Origin of the sequence: Janthinobacterium sp. OK676 (genome assembly GCF_900103595.1) — a bacterium.
Taxonomy (GTDB): Bacteria; Pseudomonadota; Gammaproteobacteria; order Burkholderiales; family Burkholderiaceae_D; genus Janthinobacterium.
In genome coordinates this window covers 257,642-282,431 of sequence record NZ_FNHA01000009.1, presented here as the reverse complement: position 1 = coordinate 282,431, position 24,790 = coordinate 257,642, and the positions used below count along the sequence as shown (strand labels likewise).

Genomic DNA, 24,790 nt, shown 5'->3' with positions numbered 1-24,790 from the left:
GATTATGCTTCACCTAATTTGAGGAGCGATTGCTGCATCGACTTGATGCGGCCCAGAACTTCGACATTGGTTTCAAAGGCGCGCGACGCCGACATCATGTCGGTCATTTCAGCGACCTGGTTGACGTTGGGGTAGAACACCATGCCATCGGCATTGGCCATCGGGTGGCCCGGTTCATACACCTTGCGCAGCGGCTCGTCGCTTTGCACCACGTCGAGCACCTGTACGCGCCCGCCCGCGCCGCTGGCGCCGGGGCCGTCCATCACGGCCGCAAACACGGGTTTGCGCGCGCGGTAGGTTTCGCCTTCGGAACCGGCAACGGAATCGGCATTGGCCAGGTTGCTGGCGATGGTATTGAGGCGCACGGTTTGCGCCGCCATCGCCGAACCGGCGATCTTGGAAATATCCTGGAAGCTCATGCTGATCCTTATTGTCCGGAAATGGCCTTGGACAGACCCTTCAGTTTCATGTTGACGAAAGTGAGGCTGGTCTGGAAGTCGGTGGCATTCTGCGAAAACGCCGCCTGTTCGACGCCGATTTCGACGGTATTGCCGTCGCGGCTGGGGTGGTAGGGGACGCGGTACAGGGCGCTGGCATCGTCATCGGTCGACAGCAGGCCGGCTTCGTTGTCCTGCAATTGTTGCAGGGCGCTGCCGAAATCCATGTCCATGGCCTGGAAGCCGGGCGTGTTTTCATTGGCGATATTGGCCGCCAGCACGCGGGTACGGTCGGCACGCAGCGCGAGTGCATCGGCGTGCACGCCCAGCGCATCCTTGAAATTAATCCCCATGGTCATCCTTTGTATTGAATTCGATCGTGCTTTTTGCGGTTCGGGCCAGAAAACAGGTGGTGCAGAGGTAAAATCCCAGCCTGGTCATGTTGACGCATGGTAAGGTCATGCCGCTTCAGTATCTTTGATTAAGGTTAGCAATGATTTACTTTGAGAACTATTCCGTGATGTGGAACAAGGCGCAATATCGCTGCATACTGCTTCCTGGCCTCTTTTTACTGGCCAGCCTATATAGTAGTGCAGGTCGCGCAGAATTGCCAGCCGACAATATATTTTCACGTGTGGAACAGTTGGCGCGGGAGCAATTGGCACAGCAGGCAGCCTCGGCGGGACTGCTGGAACCGCAGTTTCAGGTGACTGTCGTGAAAAGCACGCGCCCCATGCCGGCGTGCGCGGCGCCCGTTGCGCTGGAAACGGCGGACAGCCGCTCGGCGCAGCGCATGCGTTTTGTCGCGGTGTGTCCTGGAAGCAACGGATGGCGTTATGAAATGCTGGCGCGCGGCAGCATCACGGCCCAGGTGGCCGTCACCAGCGCCCCCGTTACGGCCAATACGCCGCTGCAGGCGGGCGACGTGACCCTGGCGCGGCGCGACGTGACGATGGTGCCCGACAGCATAGCCTCCTTGGCTGGCGCCGTTGGCCTGTCGAGTCGGCGCAGCCTGCGCACCGGCGAAGTGTTGCGCCAGGGACAGCTGGCGTCGCCCGTGCTGGTCAAGCGGGGCAGTGCCGTCAACATCGTGGCGCGCAAGGAGCAGGTGGAAGTGAGCATGGCCGGCGAAGCGATGGATCCGGGCGCGCTGGGCGAGGTGATTCGCGTGCGCAACGCCACCAGCGGCACGGTCATACGTGCCAGGGTGGTCGATGCGGGCGTGGTGGAACCGGCCGATATTGTCGGCCGTTAAGGAGATCAGTCGGCGGCGGCCGTGCGCTGCAGGCGCGTCGCCAGCTGCGTCAGCTTGGCGGCGTAGTTGGGATCGGTGGCATAGCCGCCCCGTGCCAAACCCTGCGCGAAGGCGCCCGCATCGGCGCCCGTGTTCAGGGCGGCGCGGTAGCGTGGGTTGTCGAGCAACACTTGCGCATAGTCGCGGAAGGCGCTGGCCTGGTCCGGGTAGCTGCGGAAGCGTTCCGTTTTCTTCAGGGCCGTGCCGCTGCCCGCCTCGTATTCGGTGGTCATGTTGCTGGCCACGTCGCCCTGCCATTTGCCGCCGGCCTTGATGCCGAACAGATTATTCGTGTCCGCGCCCGTGCCCTGGCGCAGCGGACGCTGGCCCCAGCCCGATTCCAGCGCCGCGTGGGCGGCGACGATTTCCGGCGCCACGCCCAGGCGGGCGCCCGTTTCTTGCGTCCACGGCTTGATCGAGGCGAGGAATTGCTGCTGCGTTTCGCCGATCTCGCCGCCCTGGTTGATGCTGCCCAACACATTCACGGGTTGGCTCTGTTCCAGGTAGGCGCGTCCTTGCGGACTCAGGCTGGTGGCGTTGCCGCCACCCTGTTCGATGAAACGGGCCACTTCGCCCTGTACCTGGCGGAATACGCTACTGAAGTTGCCGGTCGAGGCAGTGGCGTCGGTGGCGCGCATATTGCTCTGCACGGCGGACGTGGCTGCCGTCGATGGGGTTGCCGCCGTGGCGCGGGTGGTCAGGAAATCAGCTTGGCGCATACGTATCTTCCTCGCCATGCAGCACGCGCTGCATGATGCTGTACTGCTCTGTTAATAAATCGCTGTTGCGGGTATTCAGGCGCTTGCATTCGAGCACCATCTGCTCGAGCGCGGCCCAGTCGGCCGCAGCCTTGCTGCGCGCGTCTTGTTGTAACAGCGCAAACAATTGCGCCATATCGCCTTGCGGGCCCAGCAGGGCAGCGACGAGGCTGACACGCTGGCGGCGGCGCGCATCGAGCGGTTCGACGGCGGCGATGACCTGGTCGGCCAGCGCCGTCAGCCGGGCGCTCTGGTGGTGCAGGGTGGCCTGGAATTGCTCTTCCAACAAGGTGTGCAGGGCGGCGTAGCCGGCGCGGTCATCCGCCATGCCTAGCAGCACGCGGCGCACGGCTTCCTGGCGCGTGATGCCCTTGCGCGGCGCGGTCACGATTCGCCGCCGTGGAAGCGCTGGATCAAGCCGGCCAGTTTCGATGGATCGAAGGGCAATTCGCCCTTGGCCAGCGCATCGCGCAGCATGGCCACGCGCTCGTGGTCGATCTCGGGCATGGCGCGCAAGGCGGCCATGGCCGGTTGCAGCACGGCCGATTGCAGTTCCGCCCCGGCCGACGAGCCGGCCATGGCGCCTGCGGCGCCCGCGTGTTCGGCGATCGCCTCGGCCGGCGCGACGGCGCTGCTGCGCACGGCAGCACCGGTGTTGCCGGAGGAGATTTTCATACGTTGTCCCTTGCCCTTAATTTGCATGCTCGTCCCGTTCCTTCTTTGCCGGCAGGCCCAGCTTGTCGCGCAACCGTTGCAGGGTGCCGGAGTCCGGTTCGCCCACCTGCAGCTCGTCGCCTTGCGGCTTTTGTCCGGCCATGCCGAACATGGCGGCGATGCTGTCGGCCTGGCCACGCGTCAATATTAACAGTTCGATGCGGCGGTTGATGCCGGCGCTGGCATTTTTCACGTCCAGCGGCGCGCGGTCGGCCATGCCCACCACTTGCAGCACGCTGTCCGGACTCATGCTGCCGATCAGTAATTGCGCGCGCGCCGACATGGCGCGGTTGGCCGACAGGGTCCAGTTCGAAAAACCTTCATAGCCGGTATTGGCGTATTGCATCGAGTCCGTATGGCCGACGATCAGCATCTGGTTTTCCATTTGCGCGAATACCGGGCCCATCTGGCGCAGCAGCTTGCGGAAACGGTCCGTCGGCACGGCGCTGCCGCGCACGAACATGCCTTGCTTGTCCGTATCGTGCAGCATGACGCGCAAGCCGTACGGCGTGATCACCGATTGCAGATTGCTCTTCAGTCCAGCTTCGTCGCTGAGCTTGTCGAGCGCGCGCGACAGCGACAGCAGGTCTTCCGGCGACTGGTAGCTGACCTTGGTCTGGTTTTGCGGCGCGGCGCCGGCCTTGCCTTCCTGCGTCTGCTTGCCTTCCGTGCGCGTGTCGCCCGAACCCTTGCGGGGCATGGGGAAACGCTCGATCAGGCTGCCGCGCGGACCGCCGCTCTGTTCGGGCATGACGCCCTGGCCTTCGCCCTGGCGGCTGCTGGCCGACGCATCCATCATGATTTCCTTCATCGCCTGCTGCTCGCGCGCGGCCATCAGCCACAGCACGAGGAACAGCGACAGCAGGGCCAGGCAAAAGTCGGCGAACGCTACTTTCCAGGCGCCGCCATGGCCATCGTCGTCATGCTTGCGTCCCGCACGCTTGATGATGGCCTGTTCATGTTTCTCATGCGGCTTTAGCACGGCGGCCTCCCCGGCCTTGGCCTTGCTCTTGTTCGGCGCCGCCATCTTCCAGCGCATTGATCCAGCTTTCCAGCTGGGCGAAGCTCGGCTTGATGTTCAGCTGTACCAGGCGGCGGCCCGCATCGATGGCCAGCAGCGGCGGTTTGCCCGCCACGTGCGTGACCAGCACGACCTTCACGCATTCCATGGTCGAGCCTTCCTCGCCCACCAGCTGCTTCATCATGTTGCACATCGGATCAAGCACGCCGTAGCAAAAGAAAATACCGATGAAGGTACCGACCATGGCGGCGCCCACTTTTTCCGAAATTTCCGCCGCATCGGCGCCGTCGGCCACGGAATTCATGGCCATCACGATGCCCAGAACGGCGGCCAGAATACCGAAGCCGGGCATGGCTTCGGCGATCTTGTGCAAGGATTTCGACGGTTGCAGCAATTCGTCGTGGATGGCTTCGAGTTCCTGTTCCAGCACGCCTTCGAGTTCATGCGCGTTGATCTTGCCCATCGCCATCAAACGGAAGTTGTCGACGATGAAGGCCAGCAGCTTCGGCTCTTCCAGCACCAGCGGGTAGCGCTGGAACAGGGCGCTTTCGCGCGGCGCCTCGACGTGGGCGTCGAGCGCTTTCAGGCCGCCGGCGGCCGTTTGCAGCAGTTCATACATCAGCAGCAGCAACTGGCGCTGGAATTCCGAGCCTTGCTTCTTGTGCGTGACGATCTTGCGCATCTGGTGCAGCATTTCACCGAGTACATGCTTCGGGTTGCCCAGCACCAGGGCGCCGACGGCGGCGCCGATGATGATGATCAGCTCGACCGGTTGCCAGATCGCGTGGACGGTGCCGCCCATCAGGGCGAAGCCTCCGAATACACACCCCATCACGATTAAGATACCGATAATTACCATGTCAACTGCCTTTCTGCGTCATTGTGCTGCGTCAATTTGATGGATAGTGAAACTTATGCGTCTTGCAGCATGGCTTTCATCTTGCCCAGTGCCGTCTTGTTGAGCTGGCAGACGCGGGCGTCGCTCAGGTCCAGCACGGCGGCTATTTCTTTGTAGCTCAGTTCGAATTCGTAATACATCTGGATCACGCGCTGCTCGCGTTCGTCCAGCGCGCGCAGCGCCTGTTCCAGGCTGCGCCGCACCATCAATTGCTCTTCCGGACTCGGTGCGCTGTCGGCCTGTCCCAGGCTTTCCTGCAGTACTTCGTCAAAACTGGCGATCAGCTCGGCGTTTTCCGCCAGCTGGTATTCCTGGAAGGCTTCCGGCGTCAGCTTCAGGGCGGCCATGATTTCCGCATCCAGCGGCTCGCGCCCCAGGCGGCGGGTCAGGGCCCGCACGCTGTCGCGCAGGCGGTGGCTTTCCTGGCGCACGGCGCGCGGGCGCCAGTCCTGGCGCCGCAGTTCATCGAGGATGGCGCCGCGGATGCGCAGGCTGGCATAGCTGCCGAAAGACTGGTCCGGCACACCGTAGCGGCGCAAGGCTTCGAGCAGCCCCATCAGGCCGATCTGTTCCATGTCGTCGCGGTCGATGGCGCCCGACACCTGCGAATTGAGCTGGCGCACGATGCGTTTCACCAACGGGGAGTACGCCACCAGATGTTGTTGCTCTTCAGCAACGCTGAGCACGGCCGCGCAAGCGCTGGCGGCGGCATATTCGCCGGCGCCGTACGCTTCCTGGTATTGCTCTACATAGGCCAAGGGATCTCCCACTAGGTCGTCTGGCGTGTTGGCTTATTCAATGATCAGCTTGCCGACCATGACTTCGGTGAACGGCTTTTCCATCTGCTCGCGCTCGTAGCTGACGTTGAAAGCCTTGTTGATCTGCTCGGCATATTGTTCCACGGTCATGGTCTGCGCCTTGTCCAGCGGAAAGCTCGACAGGGTGCTGACGGCGATCGAGCGCATCAGCGGCAAATGGTCCTTGGTCAGTTTTTCCTTTTCCTCGGTGGTGGCGATCACCAGGTCGGCCGACAGGTAGTGCGTTTCGCCATCGCCGGGACCGCGGCGCAGCATCACGATGACCTTGTCGAGCGTGAGGAACTTGCGCGCCTTCTTGCCCGTGGCGGGCGGCGGCGGGGCTTTCGCTTCGGCGACATCGGCATGGCCGGCAACGGGCTTGGCCAGGTACCACATGGCGCCGCCAGCCGCGCCGGCGGCCAGCACGGCCACGCCGACAAAGCCGGCTATCAGTTTCATTTTCATATTCATCAGGCGCTCTCTCGCTCGTGCATGGCGTAAGTGGTGGCGGCAGTGCTGCCGTCGGACAGGGCACGGCCCGGTTCGGCATCATCGTGCTGGCGGCCCGGTTGGCGCTGGCCGCGCGCGTCGCCTTCGGCAAACGCCTGCGCGGCGGGGCTGCGCGGGGTGGCGCTGATATTGACGGCCACGTCGGTGTACTGGCGCTGCGCCAGGTCGCTGCGCATGTTTTCGCCGATGCCTTGCAATTGGCGCAATACTTCCGAGTTCGATGCCGTGACGTTCACCTGCAGCGCGCCGGCCGTGTGGCGGATGGAAATCTCAATGCGGCCCAGCATGGGCGGCTCGAGACGGATCGTCGCGTGTTCGCTGTTGCGGCCGATCTGCGTCTGCAGGCGTTCGCCGAGCGCTTCGCGCAGCGGTTCCTGCCATTGCTGGGCTGGGCCGTTGAGCTTGATGGTGTCGCCAGGCTGGGCCGCCGTGGCCGTATTGCCGATGGCGCCCGTCAGTCCCAGGTTCGGTGCGGCGGGTGCCGGCGTTGCGGCGCCGCGTTCGCTTTCGCGCGCGGCAGGGGCCACAGGGGCGGCGATCGCGGCTGTGGCCGGCGCGCCTTGCTGCGGCAGCGATTCGAACGGCTGTGCAGGCGCGCCGCCCTTGGCGGGTGCCGCCGGGTTGGCGGCGGCCAGCGGTTCGCGCGTATCGCGGCCTGCAGCTTGCGCCGTTCCCTGTGCCGTGATGGTGATGGCCGCCGGATGCAGGCTGATGTTGAGTGCCGGATTGGCTTGCGCCACGTTCACCTGCGCCACGTTCGCCTGTGCTGATGTCTGTGCTTGCGTCTGGGCGGCGACGCGTGCCTCGGCCGCAGCCGCATCCGTTGGCGGCAGCATCGTCACCGGCAAGCCGATGACGGGGGCGGCCATGGCGGGCAGGCCGTTGTCGGCCTGGTCGTCCGTATCGCCATCCTTGGCGGGCGCGGGCGCGGGCGTGCCGGCGTCGGCCGTTTCGCCGCCCGTCACATCGAGCACCTGCGCAAACAGGGGCAGGGCGGAAGGGGCGGTGCTGCCATAGCCTGGCGTGCCGGGCGAGGCGGCGGCCTGTGACGGCGCTGGCGCCGATGCTGCCGCCGGTGCCGGTGCAGGCGCGGCGGAAGCCGTCCGTGCCGGTGCTGCCGGCGCCGTGTTGAAGTTCATGATCATGCTTGATTCCCGTCCGAGTCGTATTCGCCGAGCGCGGCGTAGGCGACCCAACCTTCCTTATTTGCCTGTAATGCACCCAGGTGTTGACCCAGGCGTTCTTTTTCCTCAGAGCAAATTTTAACCGCTTGCGCGTGAATTTTGCGCAAATGCAACAATTCTGTTTGTTCCTGCGCAGTCCATGCGCCCCGTTCGGCCAGCAACGGGATGTTTTTCGCCAGGCTGGCCGACAGTTGTTCCATCGCCGCCCAGTCCGGTTGCGCGAGCGCCGCGCTCAATTGCCGGCTCAGCTGCTGCAGCGCCGCGCGCCTAGGCATTGTTGGCCTGGACACCCACCCAGCCGCGCTTGATGGTGGTCATCAAGGTCGTCACTTCGTCGATCAGGGTAGGGTCGAGCTTGATGCCCGCCGTGTACAGGCGCGCCACGCAATAGTCGTACAGGCGCGCCAGGTTGACGACCACTTCGCCGCCATTGTCGAAATCGAGCGAGCTCGACAAACCGTTGATGATTTGCGTGCACTTGTCCAGGCTGATCGCCTTTTGCTCGTAGCGCTTGCCCACGATGTGCCCGCGCGCGCGCGCCAGTTCTTCCAGCAGGCCATCCGTCAGCACCAGTACCAGCTCGACCGGTGTGGCGCGGGCGGTCTGGGAGTCCAGGTTGACGGCGTGGTAGCTGCCGTAAGCTTCATTGTTCAACATTATTATCTTCTCGCTATGTTAACTGTGGCGGTGCGGCTGGCACGTCCGCCTCAGGATTTACTGTTATTAAACATGGCATCGAACATGTCGGAATTGCGCGTCATTTGCTCCTGCAATACCTGCAGGCGGGAAAACTGGTCCAGGAAACGGTTGTACGCCGTGTTGTACTGATTGGTCAGGCGCTCGCTGCTCTGGGCCAGGCTTTTCTGCAACTTGTCCGTCGCCGCCAGGCGTTGGGTGATCTGGCCTTTGGTGACATTGCTCCACTGTCCCAGCACCTTGTCCAGGCCGCCGAGCACGCCGGCAGGGGCCGACAGGCTGTTATTGCCGAACAGTTTGTCCAGGCCGCCAGGATTGTCCGCCAGCTTGGCCGTCAGCTTGGCCGTATTGAGGCTGATCGTGCCGTCGCGCTGGGCGGTAATGCCATACGCCACCAGCGATACGCCATCGACATTCAGGCGCAAGGCATCGCCCATGCTCGAGCGCAGGGCGTTCAGGCCGGAGTCGTGGGCAAAGAGGCCGGCGGCGATGTCCTTCTCCGGATTACCGGGGCTGGCCAGGCCATCCATCACGCTTTTCAGCTTGTTGTAGGCGTCGACGAAAGCTTGCACATTGGCGATGGTGCCCGTGTTGTCGGTGCCGACGGTCACGGTGATCGGGCTCTCGCCGGCGCTCATGGCCTTGGTGAACGTCATTTTCACGTCGGGCACGTTGGTGAAGGTATTCGATGCCTGGGTAATCTTGGTGCCGGTGCCCTGGGCGCCCAGCCAGACGATGGCATCCTTGGGCGCCGCGATGGCTTTGATGTCGCTCTGCAGCGCCGTCTGCAGTCCCGGATCCGTCACGCTGTTGGTGTCGATCGAGACGGCATTGGCGACGCCCGTGACATTCGACGTCAGCACCAGTTGCGCCTGGTTGCCGATATTGATGACGGAAGCGGTGACGCGCGCATTATTCTTGCTGTTGCCATTGATGGCGGCGGCGATTTCCTGCGGCGTCAGGTAGGCGTCGCCATCCTTGTTGGCGGCGGCCAGGTCGATGTCGAAGGCGTTGTCGGCGGTGACGGCGGCTGCCGGGTCGCCGATGCGGATGGTCATGTTGCCGCCGTTGGCGGGCGTGGTGCTGCTCAAGCCGCCATACGAAGTCTGGCTGGCCGTGGCCAGTTGTTCGACAAAGAATGCATAGCTGCCCGGCGCCGCCTTGATGCCTGCCGTGCCCGAACCATATGCGGTATTGCTGAAAGTGGCGGACTGGCTCAGCACGGATTTGCTGGACGTCATGGACGACATGGCCAGCTGGAATGCGGAGATCGCCGATTTCAGGTTGCCCAGCGCGCTGGAGGTATTGTTGGCCAGCGCGGTCTGCGCAGCCAGGGCGGCCTGTTGCGCCGCTACCGACTTGGTCGCCAGATTTTTTGCCGTGACGATCGGATCGTATTGCGGTGCAGTAATTACGTTTGCCATGCCAGACTCCTGAATAAAGGGATATACCGGTACAAGGCGACCCCCATTCCCGTTTCGTGAAGTTTTCCTGAAAGAAACTTACACAAACCTCATTTTACCTGCCCGCGGAACCAGAATTGCGTCGCCAGCTCATCCTGCCGCTTGGCATCGACTCGGTGTTGCTCATTTGCAACATGTTTTTGTTTTTGCGTCAGCACCTGATCCAGCACCTCGCGCTTGGCCCAGGCCGTATTCAGGGCGCGTTGCGAAACGGCCATGTTGGCTTCGTGCAAATGCAAGTCGGTACGGTGCTGGTCGGCCATCTGCATGACCACTTGCTTGAAGTTGCCGCAGTTGACGGACAGGGCCAGGGGCAGGGCGCCGCTGGGGCCGCTATCCGTGTACAGGCCCGTCAGGCGCTCCAGGTTTTTCTGGTAGCGCTCGCGCACGGCCGTCTGCGCCGCCATTTCGCCTTGCAGGCGTTCCACTTCGGTGCTGCGCAGGCCGACCAGCGTGGTCAGGTTGCGGATGGTATGCGCGTCGCTCACGTATGCTCCTAGGCCATGATCTGTTCAAGTTGTTCGATGCACGGCCCCATCGGCGCCTCTTCCTTGGTGCCCTGGCACAGGAAGGCTTCGATGGGCGCGTGCAGTTGCACGGCGCGGTCGGTGATCGGATCGGCGCCGGGCACGTAGGCGCCCAGCGGGATCAGGTCGCGCACGCGCGCATGGCGCGCCATCGACGCTTTCAGCGCGCGCGACGCCTGCATGTGCGTGGGCGTGATCACCTGCGCCATGCAGCGGCTGATCGAGGCGGCGATGTCGATGGCGGGGTAGTGGCCCCGCTCGGCCAGCTCGCGCGTGAGCACGATGTGGCCGTCGAGAATCGCGCGCGCCGTGTCGACCACCGGGTCCTGCTGGTCGTCGCCTTCGGCCAGCACCGTGTAGATGGCGCTCATGCTGCCTTCCGGGTGGGCGCCATTGCCGGCGCTTTCCACCAGTTGCGGCAGGTTCGAAAACACGGATGGCGGATAGCCGCGCGTGGCCGGCGGCTCGCCCAGGGCCAGCGCCACTTCGCGCAAGGCCATCGCATAGCGCGTCAGCGAATCGACGAGCAGCAGCACGTGCTTGCCCTGGTCGCGGTAATGGGCGGCGATCGAATGGCACAGTTCGGTCGCCATGATGCGCATCAGTGGCGATTCATCGGCCGGCGCGATCACCAGCACGGCCTTCTTGAGACCTTCGGCACCGAGCGACTTTTCCACGAATTCGCGCACTTCGCGACCCCGTTCGCCGATCAGGCCGACGACGACGACATCGGCCACCGTCTGGCGCGTGATCAAGCCCAGCAGCACGCTCTTGCCCACGCCGGAGCCGGCCATCAGGCCCACGCGCTGGCCCTTGCCCAGGGTCAGCATGCTGTTGATGGCCCGCACGCCCACGTCCAGGGGCTCGACCACCGGTTGTTTCTTCAGGGGATTGATCTTTGGCGGCGTCACTTCCAGTATGTGTTCGCCGCCGAGGCGGCCCAGGTCGTCGATCGGCTCGCCCAGGCCATTGACCATGCGGCCCAGCCACGAGGGGCCGATCTGCAGGCTGGCCTTGTCGGGCAGGGGCAGGACGCGCGCGCCCGTGGTCAGGCCCGTCGCCTTCTTGAACGGCATTAAATACGACAGCTTTTCGCGAAAGCCGACGACTTGCGCATCGAGCCACTCGCCGTTTACAGTTTCAATTTGACAACGCTGGCCCGTGTGTAGGCGGCAGCCGGCGCTTTCCAGCAGCAGGCCGGAAGCGCCGACCAGGCGGCCGGTCGGTGTCGCGACCGGGATATCGCCGATCTCGAAGCTGCGCAGCGTGTCGGCGATCATGCAGGCGCGCCCTGGTCCGCGTGTTCGGCGGCCAGCGCCAGGTGGCTGCTGACTTGCTCCATGCAAGCCGACAGACGCTGATGGCAGCCCGCGTCGACTTCATTGTCGCCCGCCTTGATGCGGCATTCGCCCGCGTCGAGGCGCGCATCGGCGATCAGGTTCCAGCGCTTGGCGCGCTTCGGATCGAGTTCGCTGATGCGTTTCAATTCTTCCGGATTGAGGAAGACGTCGATTTCCTCGCGCGTGGGCGGCATCGAGGCCAGGGTCTCGTCGACCAGGGCCAGCAATTGCACGGGCTGCAGCGCCAGTTCCGCGCGGATCACCTGGCGCGCCACCTTGGCCACCAGGTCGACCACTTCCTTGCGCTGCGCTTCGCGGTAATCGGCGCGCACTTTTTTCAGGTCGCGCAAGATCGCGTCGACGGGGCGGGCCAGGCGGTCCAGCGCCACCAGGGTTTCATTGCGGCCTTCTTCGCGGCCCTGCGCCATGCCGTCGCTGCGCCCGGCGTCGTAGCCGTCCTGCTGGCCTTGCACCAGGCCCACTTCGTAGCCGTCGCGCTGGCCCTGCTCGAAACCTTCCGAGACGGACGCCTGCCACTGGCCATCCGTGTCCTCGCTGGCGGCGCGCTGGCCGGCGGCGATGAATTGCGACAGGGGAGGGAAGCGATACGAGCGGAAGTGTTTCATTCGATCACCGCTTCGGCAAACAGCTGCACTTCGATCTCGCCCGCATCGGCGAGGCCCTTGACGGTGGCCATGATTTCCTGGCGCGTCTGTTCGATGCGCGACAGCGGCACGGGGCCGGAACGGCGCATCATGTCCTCGAAGCTTTGCGCCTGGCGGCGCGGCATGGTTTTCAGCACGGCGTCGCGGATAGCCGGTTCCGCGCCCTTGAGGGCGATGGCCCATTGTTCCATCGGCACGTCTTCCAGGATGCGCGTGAGCGTGACATCGCTCTGCGTGGCCAGGATCAGGAAGTCGTACATGCTCAGTTCGATTTCCGACACCACGTCCGGATCGTGCGCGCGCAGCAGTTCGACCAGCGCGGCGCGGTTGCCAGGCATGCGGTTGAGGATCTCGGCCGCCTGGCGGATGCCTTCCACGCTGGTGCTTTGCGTGTCGAGCGTGCCCAGGCAGCGGCCCACCAGTTCGTCGAGCTCGACCAGCAGGTCGCGGTCGATCTCGTCCAGGCGCGCCAGGTTCAGCAAGACCAGGTCGCGGCCTTCGGCGGGCAGGGCGTCGAGGATCTGGCCGGCCAGCGCGGGCGGCAAAAAGGCCAGGAAGACGGCCTGCATCTGCACGTGCTCGTTGACGATGTATTCGGCCAGCCATTTCGGCGAGGCCCACTGCAGGCGCGCCATTTTTGGACGGATGGCGTCGCCATAGATGTTGTTCAGGACGCTATTGGCGATATCGCTGCCCAGCGCCATGTCCAGCGAGCGCTTCAGGTAGCTGCGCGAGGCGCCATGCACGCCGCTTTGCTGGCGGTAGTCGTCGAAGAAGGTCTGCATGGCCGTTTTCACGGATTCGACCTTGATGCCGCTCATGCGCGACATCACTTGCGTGACTTCCAGCAATTCTTCACGCGACAGGCAGCGCAGCACGTTGGCGGCCTGTTCTTCGCCTATGCTCAGCAGCACGATGGCGGCCTGTTCCACGGGGGGCAGACTGGCGCTTTCGTACTCTGCACCGTCGGAGGGATTACTGTTGTTGAGTTCGGCCATTTTTCTGCATCCATTGTTTGACGACTTCGGCGACACGCTCGGGTTCTTTTTCCGCCAGGACTTTCAGGTGGTCGACCATCACGTCGACCGCCGAGCCTGGTGGCGGCAAGTCATAGTTTTCCAGCAGGGGCACGACCGGCATGTTGCCAGGCGCGGCCGCTTCGCCTTCGAGCGCCAGCGGACTGCCGTTCACGCCCAATGCCGGCGCGCCGGCAACGGCCACGCCATTGGCGCCGGCGGCGGCGCTGCCGCCGCCCAGCGCCAGGGCCGGATCGATCTGCTTGAGTGGCGCCGGCGCCAGGCGCGAGGTCAGCAGGCGCAGCAGCGGACGCAGGATCAGGAAGTAGCCGAGCACGGCGCCCAGGGCGTACAGCAGCCAGCCGCTGAAATCGACGACGGCGTCGCGCTCTTCCCACCACTGCGCCACGGGCGGCTTGGCAGGGAAAGGCAGCGCCGTCAGGCTCAAGCTGTCGCCGCGCTGGGCATTGATGCCCAGGCCGCTGGCCAGCATCTTTTCAATATTGCCCAGTTCGGCAGGGGTCCAGCCCGTTTTCGGATTCGGTGCGGCGGCGCTGTTGAGGACGACGGCCACGCTGAGTTTTTCCAGGCGGCCACGGCTGCGCTTGATCTGCGTGATGCTGCGGTCGTAGGCGTACTGGCGCGTGGTGGCGTTCTTGCGGGCAGTGCCATCGTCGGACGGCTTCGGCGCGCCATCGGCGGGGGCGGCGCCGGCGGCGTCGGCCGGTGCCGGCACGGCGGCCGCTGGCGGACGGTTCGACAGGCTGCCGGGAATGCCGGCCACGGTGCGGTTGCGTTCCTGCTCTTCGCGCATCGCCTCGCTCGTCACTTTCGGGGCTTCGCCGTATTTTTCCAGCGTTTCATCGACGCGGTCGTTGTTCACGGCGGCCGTCACGCTGAGCTTGAAGTTGTCTTCGCCGATGACCGGGCCCAGCAAGCCGGTGACGTTGCGGCGGATCTCGTCCTGGAAGCGTTTCGCGCCTTCGTTGCCGGCGGCCGAAGCGTCGAAGCCGTCCGTCAGGTCGACGTGCGAGGACAGCAGGTTGCCGCCCTGGTCGACCAGGCTCACGCGCGTGGGCGCCAGGCTGGCGACGCTGCCGGCCACCATGTTGATGACGGCGGCGATCTGTTCCGGCGCCAGGGTGCGGCCCGGTTTCAGCGCCACGACGACGGACGCCGACGATTTGTCGCCGTCGCTGGCAACGAACGACGTCGACTTGGCAATCGACAGATGGACGCGCGCCGAAGCGATCGCGTCCATCGTCATGATGCTTTGCGCCAGCTCGCCTTCCAGGCCGCGGCGGAAGCGCACGTCCTGCACGAATTGCGACACGCCCAGCGGGTCGTTCTTGTCCATCAATTCCAGGCCGGCCGGCAACTGCGCCGTCACGCCCTTCGAGGCGAGCAGCATGCGCACCTTACCCAGCATGGCGTCGGGCACCAGCACCTGGCCGCTGTCCGGATGCAAACGGTAGGGGATGTGCTCGGCGTCGAGTGTTGCCATCATGTCCGTCACGGCCACTTTTTCGCGCGCGCCAAATACCGGCTTGTAGTTGGCCTGGTCGCGCCAGGCATACATGGTCACCATGGCGGTGATGCCGATGGCCAGCACGACGATGGGAACCAGGTTTTTCAGCAGGGCGGGCGGGATGGCGGGCTGGGCGCCAGGGCGCCAGCGCGCAAATGCGGACTTCATGGTGGTAATCACTTGGGGTAACTTTCGCTGGGAGGCTGGGCGTGGATCAGGACGTGAAGATTACAGAGGCAGTTTGATGAGTTCGTCGACGGCGCCCATGACCTTGTTGCGTACTTGCATCAACATGGAGAAGGACAGGCTCGCTTCCTGGCTGGCCAGCATGGCGCCGACCATGTCGTCGCTCTTGCCGCTGTCGACGTCGCTCATTTTCTGCGCGGCCATGCGGTCGTCGCCGTTGACCTTGCCGATGGCGTCTTTCATGCTTTGTGCAAAGGAGAAGCCCGATTGTTCCGGTGCGCCGAATTGGGCGGCGGGCATGATGCTGGCACCCAGGGCGTGCGCGTCATTGCTCAGTGCTGCCAGATCGGCCTTGATCAGACCTGCGAGTTCGTTGCTCATCTTGCCCTCTACTTTCATTATGCGGTGACGTATCAATCAGAATTACTGGTGTTGCCAATCCGGCAGTAGTGCATGTCATGCCATTCCGCCCGGCCCGATCCGCAGGGCCCATCAGTTTTATCAGTTGCCACACCATCCGCTCAAGCAGACTCAAACAAACTCAGCAAACCCGCGCCGACAGGATTTACAGGGCCATGACAATGAATATTTATCTGATAAAAGTTTCTGCTGGTGGCAATAAGAAGGGCTGAAAACTGCCATAAAAAACCGGAATCAGGTAAGCGGAATGGCGCACTGCAAATCATTATTTTGTCGCTATAAGCTTACCTCGGGGCAACTATAAAGTAAAGAGAGGATTGGCTCAAGGAATATTGATACATGGCAATATTTGGCTTTTTCATGTATTGTTCAGCACCGTAGTCATCTACCATGCGATACGATGCGCAATCGTTTGCTTGCAGGTCTGTTGCAAGACCAAGATGATGCTGTATTTAATTTCGGGCGATCCGTATAATTTGTTCTGCCACCGCAATACGACATGACCCTCATGATAACCACTAAGACAGATCAAACTGTGCGCCATCAAGTCCTCGATTCCTGTCTGCTTGGACGTCCTGTCCATTTGCTGCATGTATTCGGCGCCCAGCTGCGCGACGACCTGGCCGTGGCCCTGCGCCAGCCGATGAGCCGTCGCTACTGGGGCAATTTCCAGATCGATGCCGTGACCTTGTCGCGCGTGGAAAACGAGGACGGCACGAACCGCTGGCTGAGTTTTTCCACGCCGGCCGGCCAGCCGGGCTTTGCGCTCGAGCGGCAGATACTCTTGAGCGTGCTGAACTATCGCTATGGTAGTGCCGGTGCCAAGGGCGCGCTGCCCGATCCGGCGCAAGTGCGCGTGACGGCCACGGAAGAGCGCTTGGCTGTGGTGCTGGGGCAACAGTTGGTGGGCAGCTTGTTTGCCCGCATCCACAAAAACCTGCAAACCCTGGGCAAGAGCAGCGACATCGACACCAGTGCCGAGGTCGCCGTGCAGTCCGGCGTGCATCCGGCACGCGGCAGCTGGGTCGTCACCGTGGCGCTCAGCGACGTCGAGGCGGGGCAGAGCGGCCAGTTCTGGTTTTCGCTGGACAAGCGCCTGATGGCCGACGTGCTGCGCGGCCTGCTGCCCGAGCGCGCGCAAGCGAAGAAAGCCTTGCGCGGCAGCGTGCGTCCGCTCGCTTCGCGCCTGCAAGTGACCCTGGAAGGCCGCCTCGTCAGCAAGCAGGTGCAGCTGGGCGCTTTGTTCGACCTGCGCGTGGGCGATGTGATTCCCGTCAGCCTGAGCCGTACCGACGTCATGCTCGACGATTCCCGTTTATTTACAGCGGCTGTTTCCGAACACAAGGGCAAGCTCTGTTTAACCTCATTTGAAGATGTCGAATAATATGAATATGACCGATACCAACCAGAGCGAAACCCTGCTGGAAGACCTGGGCGATGACATGATCATTGACCAGGGCGACGTCGCCGACGTGGCCAGCACCCGCGCGCGCCGCGACATTCCGCAGATGATGCGCAAGATTCCCGTCACCCTGACCCTGGAAGTGGGCTCGGCCCGCATCTCGCTGGAAGAGTTGATGGCCATCGGCCCGGAAAGCGTGATCGAACTTGACATGCTGGCCGGCGAACCGCTGGTGATCAAGGTCAACGGCACGCCGATCGGCCGTGCCGAAGTGGTGGTGGCCGGCGAGAACTATGGCCTGAAAGTCATCGACCTCGACGGCCTCAATCTCGACCTGATGACAGCATGAAGCTGGCGGTACCCGGCTTGAGCCGGCGCCGCGGCGCGCTGGCCGCCGCGCTGGCTGTTCCCGTTCTGATGCTGTGCTGCAGCGCCGCCGGCGCGCAGGATTTGCTGTCCGGCGTGGTGCCGGGCGCGAAGACCGACTTGTCGGTGAAGATGCAGATCCTCGTCGTCATGACCCTGCTCGGGCTGCTGCCCGTGATGGTCATGATGATGACCAGCTTTACCCGCTTCGTCATCGTGCTGTCGCTGTTGCGTCAGGCCCTGGGCCTGCAGCAGGGCTTGCCCAACCGCATCGTCACGGGCATCGCCCTGATCCTCACCTTGCTCGTCATGCGTCCCATCGGCGACCAGGTGTGGAAGGAGGCGTTCGTGCCCTACGACCGCGACCAGATCGGCATGCAGGAAGCCTTGAAAATTGCCGAAGTGCCGATATCGCGCTTCATGCTGGCGCAGACGAGCAAGGCCGCGCTGGCGCAGATCGCCCACCTGGCCGGCGAGCCGTCGACGATGCGCCCGCAAGACCACAGTTTCACGGTCAAGCTGGCCGCGTTCGTGCTGTCCGAACTGAAGACGGCGTTCCAGATCGGCTGCATGCTGTTCATCCCCTTCCTCATCATCGACCTGGTGGTGGCGTCCGTGCTGATGGCCATGGGCATGATGATGCTGTCGCCGCTCGTGATTTCCTTGCCGTTCAAGCTGCTGCTGTTCGTGCTCGTCGACGGCTGGACCCTGACCGTCAACACCCTAGTTACCAGCATACAGGGCTATTAATTCATGTTTACCCCTGAAGTCGCCGTCGACCTGATCATCGAAGCACTGCATGTCGTCATGCTGCTGGTGGTGATCCTGGTCGTCCCGGGTTTGCTCATGGGCTTGCTGGTCGCGCTGGTGCAGGCGGCCACCTCGATCAATGAGCAGACCATGAGTTTCCTGCCGCGCCTGCTGGTCACCCTGCTGGCCCTGATCCTGGCCGGACGCTGGATGGCCGGTTACCTGATGGATTATTGCGTGTCCATTTTTCAGCGCGCCGCCACCCTGGTCGGATAGCACCGCGCCATGGATCAGATTTTCAATCAGGTGCTGCCATTTCTGCTGGCCGTGTGGTGGCCGTTCTGCCGCATCCTGGCCATGCTCAGCGCCTCGCCCGTGATCGGCGACGCGATGGTGCCCGTCCCCGTGCGGGTGCTGCTGTCGCTGGTGCTGGCGATCCTGATGCTGCCCGTGATGCAGGCGTCGGGCGCCTCGCACGAATTGCTGAAGATCGATCCGTTTTCCCTGCATGCCGCCGTCGCGACCCTGGAGCAGGCCATCGTCGGCTTCGTCCTGGGCCTGGCTTTCCACTTCGCCATGTCCGTCATGTCGGTGCTCGGCTATCTGGTATCGAGCCAAGTGGGCTTTTCCATGGCCGTCATGAACGACCCGCTCAACGGCACCTCGTCGGACGTGATCTCGGGCTTGCTCACCATCATGTGCATGATCGTGTTCTTCGCCATCGACGGCCACCTCGTGCTGACGGGCGTGATCGGCGCCAGCTTCACGGCCTGGCCCGTGGGGCAGGGCTACGGCCCCATGCTGCTGCAGACGGTGGCCTACAACGTGGCGTGGATTTTCGCCGCCGCCATGCTGCTGGCCCTGCCCATCGTGTTTTCCACCATGGTGGTGCAGCTGGGCTTTGGCTTCCTGAACCGGGTGGCGCCGTCGCTGAACCTGTTTTCGCTGGGCTTTTCCATGATCACCATGTTCGGCCTGCTGATGCTGATACAGATCGTGCGCTTTATCCCGGAGCACTACGTGGCCATGACGAACCGCGTGCTCGACATGATCGCCGAACAGATGCGGGTGGCCCATGGCGGATAGCAGCACTGGCGACAAAACAGAAAAGGCGTCAGCGCAGAAGCTGAAGAAATCGCGCCAGGAAGGGCAGGTGGTGCGTTCGCGCGACCTGTCGACGGCGCTGGGCATCCTGATCAGCATGAAGGTCTTCATTTACCTGCTGCCCGGTTATCTGCTCAGCTTTCGCGAGCTGTTCGCCATGGCCTTCATGCCGCTCGACAGCAAGGGCGCGCTGGAAAATGCCATGTCGATGGCGTTTACGACGTCGGTGAGTTTGCTGATCAAGATGATCGTGCCGCTGTTCTGCGTGCCCTTGTTCGTCGTGCTCGGCTCATTGATCCCCGGCGGCTGGGTCATCAGCACGAAGAACTGGATGCCGAAGATGGAGCGCCTGAGTCCGGCCAAGAACCTGGGCCGCCTGATTGCGCCCAAGCATGCCTTTGAGTTCGGCCTGTCGATTGCCAAGGCCGTCGTGCTGGGCATGGTGCTCGTGCATGTGAGCCGCTCCAGCCTGACGCAATATGTGGATTTGCAACACCGGCCCCTGCAGCAAGCCATGCTCGATGGCTCGGCGCTGATGCTCGACGGCCTGATGGCGCTCATTTCCGTCTTCGTGCTGTTTGCCATCATCGACGTGCCGGCGCAGGCGTTTTTCTTTGCCCGCAACCAGCGCATGAGCAAGCAGGACGTCAAGGAAGAACATAAAAGCAGCGAAGGGCGGCCCGAAGTGCGCCAGCGCATCCGCCAGCTGCAGCAGCAGATCGGCCGGCGCAGCGTACGCAAGACCGTGCCCGACGCCGACGTGGTGATCGTCAATCCCGAGCATTACGCCGTTGCATTGAAGTATGACCAGGACCGCGCCGAGGCGCCGTTCGTCGTTGCCAAGGGCGTCGACGAGATGGCGCTGTACATCCGGCAAGTGGCGAAGGAGCACCATATCGAAACGCTGGAGTTGCCGCCGCTGGCGCGCGCCATCTACAACACCAGCCAGGTGCAGCAGCAGATTCCCGTGCAGCTGTACCAGGCCGTGTCGCAGGTACTCAACTACATCTTGCAGCTGAAAGCATTCCGTACTGGGCAGCGCGCCGCCCAGCCCCCATTTCCCACCGAGGTGGTCGTGCCATCTCATTTGAGCGAGGTAGTACCTTCATGAATTTCCTGAACAGACTGGTTGCCGAAATGCGCCGCCACAAGTTCGCCACGCCGCTGTTCCTGCTGGTGATCCTGGCGATGATCATCTTGCCGCTGCCGCCCGTGCTGCTCGATATCTTGTTCACTTTCAATATCGTGCTGGCACTGATCGTCATCCTCGTCAGCGTGTCGGCGAAACGGCCGCTCGATTTCTCCGTCTTCCCGACGGTGATCCTGGCCACCACCATGCTCAGGCTGACCCTGAACGTGGCGTCGACGCGCGTGGTGCTGCTGCACGGGCACACGGGCGCGGACGCGGCCGGTAAGGTGATCGAGGCCTTCGGTAACGTGGTCATCGGCGGTAACTTCGTCGTCGGTATCGTCGTCTTCGTGATCTTGATGATCATCAACTTCGCCGTCGTCACCAAGGGCGCCGAGCGTATCTCGGAAGTGTCCGCGCGCTTTACCCTTGACGCCTTGCCGGGCAAGCAGATGGCGATCGACGCCGACCTGAACGCCGGCCTGATCAACCAGGAAAAAGCCCAGATCCGCCGCAAGGACGTGGCCGCCGAAGCGGATTTCTACGGCGCCATGGACGGCGCGTCGAAGTTCGTGCGCGGCGACGCCGTCGCCAGTATCTTGATCCTGATCATCAACATGGTCGGCGGCGTGGCCATCGGCTCGCTGATGCACGACCTGTCGTTCGGCGACGCCTTCCGCCAGTACGCACTGCTGACCATCGGCGATGGCCTGGTGGCGCAGATCCCGGCGCTGCTGCTGTCGGCCGCGGCCGCCATCCTGGTGACCCGCATCAGCGATTCGGGCGACTTCGAACAGCAAGTGGCGGGCCAGGTGCTGACCTCGCCAACGGTGATCTTCAGCGCGGCCGGCATGATGGTGGCGCTGGCCCTGATTCCGGGCATGCCGTGGTTCATGTTCATGACCTTTGCCGCCGTGCTGGCCTTTGTTGCCTGGCGTCTGACCAAGCGCGTGAAGGGACCCGATGCGGCCGGACTGGCCGCCATCGAGGCGGCCTTGCACGACGACAAGCCGGCCGAACTCGAGTGGCAGCAGCTGCCCGCCGTGCAGCCGCTGATGGTGATGCTCGGCTACAAATTGGTGGGCATGGTGGACAAGACCCAGGGCGAACCGCTGAACAAGCGCGTCAAGGGCGTGCGCCAGAGCCTGTCCGAAGCCATGGGTTTGCTGTTGCCGAACATCGGCGTGCGCGACGACCTGGCCCTGAAACCGTCGCAGTATGCGATCGTGCTGTCGGGCACCGTGGTGGCGCAGGCGGAAGTGCAAGCCGACCGCCTGATGGCGATCCCGTCGCCGAACGTGTATGGCCAGCTCGACGGCATTCCCGGCATCGAACCGGCCTACGGCATGCCCGTCACGTGGATCGAACCGAGCGAGAAGGCGCATGCGCTGGGGCTGGGCTACCAGGTCATCGAGGCCCCCAGCGTGATCGCCACGCACTTGTCGAAGATGGTGCGCGAATACTTGCCGGAACTGTTCCGCCATGAAGACGTGTCGAACATGATGGAGCGCCTGACGGCCCTGTCGCCCAAACTCGCTGGCGCGCTGGACAAGGCGCTGACGCACACGCAGCTGCTGCGCGTGTTCCGCGTCTTGCTGGCGGAAAACGTGTCCTTGAAGGATATCGTGCCCATCGCCACGACCTTGCTCGACAGCTCCGAAACGACCAAGGACCCGATCCTGCTGGCAGCCGAGGTGCGCTGCGCGCTGCGGCGCCAGATCGTCAGCGGCCTGTTTGGCCAGAAGATGGAAATGCAGGCGTTTAACCTGGGCGGCGAACTGGAAAACATGCTGCTCGGTTCGCTGAACCAGGCGCGCCAGGCGGGCAAGGTGACACTCGATAACTATCCGATCGACCCGCATCTGCTGTCGCAATTACAGGTGAACATGCCGGTGGCGCGCGAGCAGATGAAGCAGCAGGCCACGCCGCCGCTGCTGCTCGTGCTGCCGCAGATCCGTCCGCTGCTGGCCCGCTATGCGCGCCTGTTTGCGCCGGGATTGCACGTGTTGTCGTACAACGAAATCCCGGAAAACCGCGAAGTGAGCATCATCGGCACGGTGGGCTAAAATGAAAAACGGCGCTGCGGGCGCCGTTTTTTTTGTGCTGCATCAATCCTGCCGTATCAATTCTGTTGGTCAATCCTGCTCGTCGATGGGCGGCAGCAGCTCGTGTTCCTGGCCGTCGGCCAGCAGCAGCACGGCGCCGCCTGGTGCCGTGTCTTCCTCGTCGCCATAGTCGTAACCGAACGGCGCCGCCACTTCCTTCGAGGCGATGATCTCTTCTTCCGGCTCGGCCGCGGGTGCCGCAGGCGCATCGGGATCGGCCGCCACTTCCGCTTCCGGCTGCGTCAGCAGCAGGGCCACTTCGGCCATGGCGCGGAACAGGGGCAGCGACAGCGCGGCGGCGCCCGCCTGCATCGGGTAGTTGCCGTGCACGCGCTGCGCATGCAGCTGGCGGTTCAGGCGGCAGCGCACGACGCGCAGGCCGGCGCGCCGCACGGCGTCGGCGATCTCGGGCAGGGCCAGGCGCAAATGGCGTTGCGCGGCCTCCTCGTCGGCGGCCAGTTCCAGCAGCACGCCGTCGCCCGATGGCTCCATCTGGATCACGACCCGGCCGATGCCGATGATGATCAGTTCGACGCGCAGCGCCACCTTGCCGCGCCGCCTGGGCGTTGCCTCTTCATCCTCGTCGCTGGCCAGCACGCGCAGCAGCAGGCGCTGGCCGCCCCAGCCATACACGGCAAAGCGCCACGCTTCGCTGTCGACCGTCAAGGGCGGACGGGCGCCTTCGCGCAGCAATGCCGGTTGCTGTTCGGCCATGAACAGGCTGCCCGGCACGTGCTGGCCGCGCGCCTGTTCCTGCAGGGCCGCATATTGCTCGCCATACGTGCGCACCATCACGCGCCACGAGGCGGCCAGCTGCGCCGCGTCGGGCGGCTGCCAGACCAGCTGGCGCGTGAAGAACAGCTGGTTGACCTGCATGGCGCTGCTGTCGCGCGGCATGGCGCCGCCCGTGCCGTCGGCATTGGGCTTGATGAGGGACGCCAGGCCGTCCTGTCCCTGCTGCAGCTGGGCGGGCAGGGTGCCGGCGTCGGGCGCGGGCGCCATGTAGGGGCCGATGGGCACGAGCGGCTGGACTACGCCAGGCACCATCGGCGTTGCGGGGCTGACGTCGAAGCGCTGGGTAATCAGGGGCACCGGGTTGCCCGATGCAATGCGGTCTATCGCCATGCCGTTGCTTCCTGCTGGTACATATTCATCCGATCCGCCATCGCGTCCTGCCGGTAATTATTGTAGTAAAGAAAGAATCAGCTTGCTCATGCTCTGGCTTTGCTTGAGCATGGCCGTGCTCGCTTGCATCAGCATTTGCGCCGACGTCATGTTGGCGCTTTCGGCCGCGTAGTCGACATCCATGATGCGGCCGATGGCGGCTTTGGTGTTGGTGACCATGTTCGACAGGTTATTGTAGACGTGGCCGAGCCGGTTCGCGGTGGCGCCCAGGGCCGAGCGCACGCTGCCGACCTTGTCGACGGCCGCCGCCAGCAGGTCGATCATGCCGTTGGCGCTGCTGTTGCTGGCAAACTCGCTGCCGGCTGTGGCGCCTGGCGCGAAATTGACGGAGATCGCTTGCAGCGCAGTATTGAGCGTGCCCATGTCGGCCGCCACGCTGAACTGCATGGTTTCGCTGCCGGTGGCGCCGATCTGGAACGTCATCGCTTGCGACAAGGTACCCATGCCGGCGCTGCCGTTGCCCAGCAATAAAGTGCCGCCATAGCGGGTGTTCGTCATGACGTTGTACAGCTCGGCGCCCAGCGCATCGTATTCGCCCTGCATGGCGTCGCGGTCCTTCTGGTTCGACGAGGCGTCCGCCGCCTGGGTGGCCAGGTCCTTCATGCGCACGAGCATGGCGGTGACTTCGCCAAACGCGCCTTCGGCCGTCTGCAGCAGGGAAGTGCTGTTTTGCGTGTTGCGCATGGCCACCGCCATGCCGCTGGTCTGTGCGCTCAGCCTGGTGGCGATCTGCAAGCCGGCCGCGTCGTCCATGGCCGAGTTGATGCGAAAGCCCGTGGAGAGGCGCGTCATCGACGTCGACAGCATTTGCTGTGCCCAGCCCATGGCCCGCTGGGCAGACAGTGCGGCAGTATTGGTGTGAATGCTCAGCACGCGGCGGCTCCAGTAAGCGGTTGTTCGGTGTTCTACCTTGTATAGGCGACTATGCCGACAACATCGTTAAACGTGATGGCAATTTAGTGCATTTTGCGGTCAATGCGCACAGGCCGCACACGAAAAAAAAGCCAGACCGGAGTCTGGCTTCGAGAGACTGGCCGCGAGCGGCCAAGTCCATATTATTGCAGCAGGGACATGACCATCGAGGACATGCTGTTGCTTTGTTTCAGCATCGCGGTGCCAGCTTGCAGCAGCATTTGCGACGACGTCATGTTCGAGCTTTCGGTCGCGAAGTCGGTGTCCATGATGCGGCCGGTAGCGGCCTTGGTGTTGGTGGCGATGTTCGACAAGTTGGTGTTGACGTGGTCCAGACGGTTGGCCGTCGCGCCCAGTGCCGAACGCACGGTGCTGACGCTGTC

Annotated in this window: 30 protein-coding genes; 8 read left to right on the top strand and 22 right to left on the bottom strand. The window is 63.6% G+C overall.

The features are described 5' to 3' along the window. Positions 1-2: 2 nt before the first annotated feature. Together flgC and flgB are read right to left on the bottom strand one after the other, a co-directional pair. Positions 3-419 (bottom strand): flagellar basal body rod protein FlgC, encoded by a 417-nt coding sequence (gene flgC, locus BLU39_RS18920; RefSeq protein ID WP_034757795.1) that lies wholly within the window; start codon positions 417-419, stop codon positions 3-5. Positions 420-427: 8 nt separating this feature from the next. Next, entirely contained in the window at positions 428-790 is a 363-nt protein-coding gene (flgB, locus tag BLU39_RS18915; RefSeq protein WP_034758109.1) for a flagellar basal body rod protein FlgB, read from the bottom strand. Between the two features lie 362 nt (positions 791-1,152). Here flgB and flgA point away from each other — a divergent pair, with 362 nt between their 5' ends. Further along, entirely contained in the window at positions 1,153-1,692 is a 540-nt protein-coding gene (flgA, locus tag BLU39_RS18910; RefSeq protein WP_232731046.1) for a flagellar basal body P-ring formation chaperone FlgA, read from the top strand. A gap of 5 nt (positions 1,693-1,697) precedes the next feature. Here the strand turns inward: flgA and BLU39_RS18905 are convergent, their stop codons facing one another. From BLU39_RS18905 to BLU39_RS18825, 17 genes are all read right to left on the bottom strand, one after another. Then, complete coding sequence (locus tag BLU39_RS18905) at positions 1,698-2,450, bottom strand: glycoside hydrolase family 73 protein (protein ID WP_092715706.1); 753 nt, start codon at positions 2,448-2,450, stop codon at positions 1,698-1,700. Next, entirely contained in the window at positions 2,437-2,877 is a 441-nt protein-coding gene (flgN, locus tag BLU39_RS18900) for a flagellar export chaperone FlgN (RefSeq protein WP_092715704.1), read from the bottom strand. Before flgN ends, BLU39_RS18905 begins: the two co-directional genes overlap by 14 nt. Then, positions 2,874-3,164 (bottom strand): flagellar biosynthesis anti-sigma factor FlgM, encoded by a 291-nt coding sequence (flgM, locus tag BLU39_RS18895; protein ID WP_092715702.1) that lies wholly within the window; start codon positions 3,162-3,164, stop codon positions 2,874-2,876. The genes flgN and flgM overlap by 4 nt, the downstream gene beginning before the upstream one ends. Before the next feature lie 16 nt (positions 3,165-3,180). Then, positions 3,181-4,242 carry a flagellar motor protein MotB gene (locus BLU39_RS18890; protein ID WP_092715700.1) on the bottom strand — a complete coding sequence of 354 codons (1,062 nt, stop codon included), beginning with the start codon at positions 4,240-4,242 and terminating at the stop codon, positions 3,181-3,183. Continuing rightward, on the bottom strand, positions 4,169-5,083 hold the full coding sequence (gene motA / locus BLU39_RS18885) for a flagellar motor stator protein MotA (protein WP_034757817.1): 915 nt from the start codon (positions 5,081-5,083) through the stop codon (positions 4,169-4,171). The genes BLU39_RS18890 and motA overlap by 74 nt, the downstream gene beginning before the upstream one ends. A 53-nt stretch (positions 5,084-5,136) precedes the next feature. After that, entirely contained in the window at positions 5,137-5,880 is a 744-nt protein-coding gene (locus BLU39_RS18880) for a FliA/WhiG family RNA polymerase sigma factor (protein ID WP_046684903.1), read from the bottom strand. 33 nt (positions 5,881-5,913) lie between these two features. After that, positions 5,914-6,378, bottom strand: coding sequence for a flagellar basal body-associated FliL family protein (locus BLU39_RS18875; protein WP_332870855.1), 465 nt, complete (start codon positions 6,376-6,378; stop codon positions 5,914-5,916). Positions 6,379-6,389: 11 nt separating this feature from the next. Continuing rightward, positions 6,390-7,574 (bottom strand): flagellar hook-length control protein FliK, encoded by a 1,185-nt coding sequence (locus BLU39_RS18870; protein ID WP_092715696.1) that lies wholly within the window; start codon positions 7,572-7,574, stop codon positions 6,390-6,392. Further along, positions 7,571-7,849, bottom strand: coding sequence for a hypothetical protein (locus tag BLU39_RS18865; RefSeq protein ID WP_254789012.1), 279 nt, complete (start codon positions 7,847-7,849; stop codon positions 7,571-7,573). The genes BLU39_RS18870 and BLU39_RS18865 overlap by 4 nt, the downstream gene beginning before the upstream one ends. Positions 7,850-7,880: 31 nt before the next feature. Further along, complete coding sequence (gene fliS, locus BLU39_RS18860) at positions 7,881-8,270, bottom strand: flagellar export chaperone FliS (protein WP_034757830.1); 390 nt, start codon at positions 8,268-8,270, stop codon at positions 7,881-7,883. 50 nt (positions 8,271-8,320) lie between these two features. Next, the gene (fliD, locus tag BLU39_RS18855) at positions 8,321-9,733 is read right to left on the bottom strand and encodes a flagellar filament capping protein FliD (RefSeq protein ID WP_092715692.1); all 1,413 of its coding nucleotides are present in this window, start codon (positions 9,731-9,733) and stop codon (positions 8,321-8,323) included. An 89-nt stretch (positions 9,734-9,822) separates the two neighbouring features. Further along, positions 9,823-10,260 (bottom strand): flagellar export protein FliJ, encoded by a 438-nt coding sequence (locus tag BLU39_RS18850; protein ID WP_092715690.1) that lies wholly within the window; start codon positions 10,258-10,260, stop codon positions 9,823-9,825. Positions 10,261-10,268: 8 nt separating this feature from the next. Then, on the bottom strand, positions 10,269-11,579 hold the full coding sequence (gene fliI / locus BLU39_RS18845) for a flagellar protein export ATPase FliI (RefSeq protein WP_092715688.1): 1,311 nt from the start codon (positions 11,577-11,579) through the stop codon (positions 10,269-10,271). Then, positions 11,576-12,265 carry a flagellar assembly protein FliH gene (fliH, locus tag BLU39_RS18840; protein ID WP_076569647.1) on the bottom strand — a complete coding sequence of 230 codons (690 nt, stop codon included), beginning with the start codon at positions 12,263-12,265 and terminating at the stop codon, positions 11,576-11,578. The genes fliI and fliH overlap by 4 nt, the downstream gene beginning before the upstream one ends. Beyond that, complete coding sequence (locus tag BLU39_RS18835; protein ID WP_092715686.1) at positions 12,262-13,302, bottom strand: flagellar motor switch protein FliG; 1,041 nt, start codon at positions 13,300-13,302, stop codon at positions 12,262-12,264. The genes fliH and BLU39_RS18835 overlap by 4 nt, the downstream gene beginning before the upstream one ends. After that, positions 13,280-15,016 (bottom strand): flagellar basal-body MS-ring/collar protein FliF, encoded by a 1,737-nt coding sequence (fliF, locus tag BLU39_RS18830; protein WP_092715785.1) that lies wholly within the window; start codon positions 15,014-15,016, stop codon positions 13,280-13,282. Before fliF ends, BLU39_RS18835 begins: the two co-directional genes overlap by 23 nt. 60 nt (positions 15,017-15,076) lie before the next feature. After that, entirely contained in the window at positions 15,077-15,415 is a 339-nt protein-coding gene (locus BLU39_RS18825) for a flagellar hook-basal body complex protein FliE (protein ID WP_092715684.1), read from the bottom strand. A gap of 574 nt (positions 15,416-15,989) precedes the next feature. Between BLU39_RS18825 and BLU39_RS18815 the strand changes: the two genes are divergently transcribed. Genes BLU39_RS18815 through BLU39_RS18785 form a run of 7 tightly spaced genes read left to right on the top strand, consistent with a single transcriptional unit; the run spans position 15,990 to position 22,271 of the window. Continuing rightward, entirely contained in the window at positions 15,990-16,838 is an 849-nt protein-coding gene (locus tag BLU39_RS18815) for a FliM/FliN family flagellar motor switch protein (RefSeq protein WP_332870856.1), read from the top strand. A 1-nt stretch (position 16,839) separates the two neighbouring features. Beyond that, entirely contained in the window at positions 16,840-17,205 is a 366-nt protein-coding gene (locus BLU39_RS18810) for a FliM/FliN family flagellar motor switch protein (RefSeq protein WP_070220030.1), read from the top strand. Then, positions 17,202-17,972: a flagellar type III secretion system pore protein FliP gene (gene fliP / locus BLU39_RS18805; protein WP_092715676.1), complete on the top strand. Its 771-nt coding sequence runs from the start codon at positions 17,202-17,204 to the stop codon at positions 17,970-17,972. Before BLU39_RS18810 ends, fliP begins: the two co-directional genes overlap by 4 nt. A gap of 3 nt (positions 17,973-17,975) precedes the next feature. Further along, the gene (locus BLU39_RS18800) at positions 17,976-18,248 is read left to right on the top strand and encodes a flagellar biosynthetic protein FliQ (protein WP_034757874.1); all 273 of its coding nucleotides are present in this window, start codon (positions 17,976-17,978) and stop codon (positions 18,246-18,248) included. Positions 18,249-18,257: 9 nt separating this feature from the next. Continuing rightward, positions 18,258-19,058 (top strand): flagellar biosynthetic protein FliR, encoded by an 801-nt coding sequence (locus BLU39_RS18795; protein ID WP_092715674.1) that lies wholly within the window; start codon positions 18,258-18,260, stop codon positions 19,056-19,058. Next, on the top strand, positions 19,048-20,187 hold the full coding sequence (gene flhB, locus BLU39_RS18790; protein WP_092715672.1) for a flagellar type III secretion system protein FlhB: 1,140 nt from the start codon (positions 19,048-19,050) through the stop codon (positions 20,185-20,187). The genes BLU39_RS18795 and flhB overlap by 11 nt, the downstream gene beginning before the upstream one ends. Further along, entirely contained in the window at positions 20,184-22,271 is a 2,088-nt protein-coding gene (locus tag BLU39_RS18785; RefSeq protein WP_092715669.1) for a flagellar biosynthesis protein FlhA, read from the top strand. Before flhB ends, BLU39_RS18785 begins: the two co-directional genes overlap by 4 nt. A gap of 69 nt (positions 22,272-22,340) precedes the next feature. Here the strand turns inward: BLU39_RS18785 and BLU39_RS18780 are convergent, their stop codons facing one another. The 3 genes from BLU39_RS18780 to BLU39_RS18770 all read right to left on the bottom strand — a co-directional run. After that, on the bottom strand, positions 22,341-23,435 hold the full coding sequence (locus tag BLU39_RS18780) for a hypothetical protein (protein WP_092715667.1): 1,095 nt from the start codon (positions 23,433-23,435) through the stop codon (positions 22,341-22,343). Between the two features lie 57 nt (positions 23,436-23,492). Continuing rightward, positions 23,493-24,368 (bottom strand): flagellin N-terminal helical domain-containing protein, encoded by an 876-nt coding sequence (locus BLU39_RS18775; RefSeq protein ID WP_092715665.1) that lies wholly within the window; start codon positions 24,366-24,368, stop codon positions 23,493-23,495. Positions 24,369-24,550: 182 nt separating this feature from the next. Continuing rightward, the coding region (locus tag BLU39_RS18770) for a flagellin (protein WP_254789011.1) at positions 24,551-24,790 on the bottom strand (240 nt) is incomplete at its 5' end.